The sequence below is a fragment of the Curtobacterium flaccumfaciens genome, from assembly GCF_051548005.1.
Lineage (GTDB): Bacteria > Actinomycetota > Actinomycetes > Actinomycetales > Microbacteriaceae > Curtobacterium.
Genome location: NZ_JBPUGH010000244.1, coordinates 1 through 2,533, shown reverse-complemented (window position 1 = coordinate 2,533; position 2,533 = coordinate 1). Strand labels below are relative to the sequence as shown.

The following is a 2,533-nucleotide window of genomic DNA, read 5'->3' as shown; positions in this document are numbered from 1 at the left end:
GCCGAGGCGCTTGCCGCGTTCGCCGCGCACCGTGACCGGCTGGTGGACGAACTCGGCGCCGACCCCTCCGGCGAGCTCGTGCGGCTGAACGCGGACCTGCTGCGTCGGTCGGCCGACCAGGCGGGGCGGGCGCGCCGCGTCGGCCTGCGGGCCGCCCCGAACACGCTGGTCGGGCGGGAGGCCGACCTCGCCGCCGTCATGGACCTCCTGTCGCGCGACCGGTTGGTCACCGTCCTCGGGGCGGGTGGACTCGGGAAGACCCGCCTCGCGCAGGCGGTCGCGGCGGATCTGCCGGACGAGGTCGGCGTCGTGGTGGTGGAGCTGGCGTCCGTCGCGGCCCCCGAGGACGTCCTGCCCGCGCTCGGCGCCGTGCTCGGGATCGTGGAGGTCCGATCGGCCAGGACGCTCCGCGACGCCGTGGTGACCGACCTGTCGGCCAGGGTCGTGCGGTCGCTGTCGGACGGTCCGACGGTACTCGTGCTCGACAACTGCGAGCACCTGCTCGAGCCGGTCGCCACGGTGACGGCCGAGCTGCTCGCCGCGGCTCCGGACCTGCGGGTGCTCGCCACGTCGAGGGCGCCCCTCGCGATCGCCGGCGAGGTCGTGGCGCCCCTGGCACCCCTGCCCGTCGAGGCGGACGGCGCCGCGGTGCGCCTCTTCACCGAGCGTGCCCGGGCGGCCCGACCCGGTGCCGTGCTGCCCGTGGACGCCGTCCGCCGGATCTGCAGCCGTCTCGACGGCTCACCCCTCGCGATCGAGCTCGCCGCCGCACGGATCCGTGGCATGAGCACCGACGAGATCGAACGTCGCCTCGACGACCGCTTCGCGTTGCTGCGGGGAGGCGACCGGAGCGCCCCGGAACGGCACCGCACCCTGCTCGCGGTCATCGAGTGGAGCTGGCACCTCCTCGACGACGGCGCCCGCGATCTCCTGCCCCGACTCGCGCTCTTCCCGGACGGGCTCGCGGTCGACGCCGTGGAGGCGGTCGCGGCTCCGGACCAGCGGGACGCACTCGACGACCTCGCCGACCTCGTCGAGCAGTCGCTCGTGCAGCTCGTCGAGCGCGAGGGTGAGCCGGTCCGTTACCGCCTGCTCGAGACCGTCCGGGAGTTCGGCGCGGCGCGGCTCCGCGACCTCGCACGCGCCGACGAGGTCCGACGCGCGATGCTCCGGTGGGCCCACGACTTCGGCACCGCCCACAATCTGTTCGCCATCGCAGGCCCGGAGCAGCTCGGCCGGTTCCATGAGGTCCGCCGCGAAGCCGACAACCTCGTCGCGCTCCTGCGATGGGCGCTCCGCGACGAGGACGCCGGGACGACCGCGGCGGTGTTCGGCGCCCTCGGTGCCTACTGGACGCTCCGAGGCACGCAGGAGGAGATCACCGCGGTCGCGCCGGACGTCGTGACCGTCCTGCGGTCCTGCGAGCCGACAGCGGCGGACCGAACCGCCGCGCACGTCGGGCTCGTCGTCGCCGGTGGCGCGTCCGCGTTCGACGACCGCCGCACGACCGCGTGGGCCGTGTCGACGCTCCGCCGCTGGCGCCGGACCGCGACCGCCGACGATCCCGTCATCGACGCCCTCGCCGCGCTCTTCGTCGAGCTCGGCCGCCCGGAGGCAGCGGCCGCACTCCTGGCCCGGTTCCGTACCGATCCCGACGACCGTGTCGCCTGCATCGGGAACCTGCTCAGCGCGCCCCTCGCCGAGAACGGCGGGGAGCCGACGGAGGCGCTCCGCTTCGCCGCCGCCGCCCGGGACCTCGCGAACCGCACCGGCGACGTGTGGACGACCGGGACCTCCGCGGTCACGATGACGCAGCTCCTCGCGCAGACGGGCCGGTACACGGACGCCCTCGACGCGGCCGAACGGGCGCGGGGGCGTCTCGAGCTCCTGGGCGCCGACGACGACCTGTCCGAGATCGCCTGGTCCGTCGGGCTCTGCGCCGCCGCGACCGGCGACGTCGACCGGGCACGCGCGGTCGCCCGCGAGCTGCAGCACCGACCGGCCGGCGGGCGTGGCCCCGAGGCCGACGGCGCGATGGTGGCCCTGATCGCGCTGGCGATCGAGGCGGAGTGTCGGCGAGCGGAGGGCGACCCGGCGGCGGCTGCCGAACGGTACACAGCGGCGTGGGAGGCAGCATCGGACCGGCGCGGCCCCGCCCCGAACTGGCGACTCATGGCGGGTGCGGCCCGCATCGCCGCGGTCGACGAGACCGCGGGCGGTCGCGACGGACTCCGGCCGGCCGAGCGAGCGGTCGCGCGGCGCATGCGGAACGCGACACTCGCCCTGCTCCGGGTCCGCCCGTGGTGGACCGACCTCCCCGTGGTCGGGACGACCCTCGCCGGACTGGCGCTCGCTGCGGTGCGTGAAGGGTCCCTCGAGGCGGCTGCGCGGTGCTGGGCGCTCGCCGTGCGCTTCGGCACCCGGCAGGACTTCGCCGTGCTCGCGCACGAACGGCTCCGGCCACTGCTGGCGGCCGCGGTCGGCGCCGACGTGCTCCGGGACGCCGAGTCGGCCTCGGCCCGGTGGGACCGGG

The 2,533-nt window shown here is 76.2% G+C and carries 1 protein-coding gene; it reads left to right on the top strand.

Features of this window, described 5'->3' with window-relative positions; all coding sequences use genetic code 11:
• The coding region (locus tag ACSW7Y_RS16965; protein WP_438127397.1) for an ATP-binding protein at positions 1 to 2,533 on the top strand (2,533 nt) is incomplete at both ends.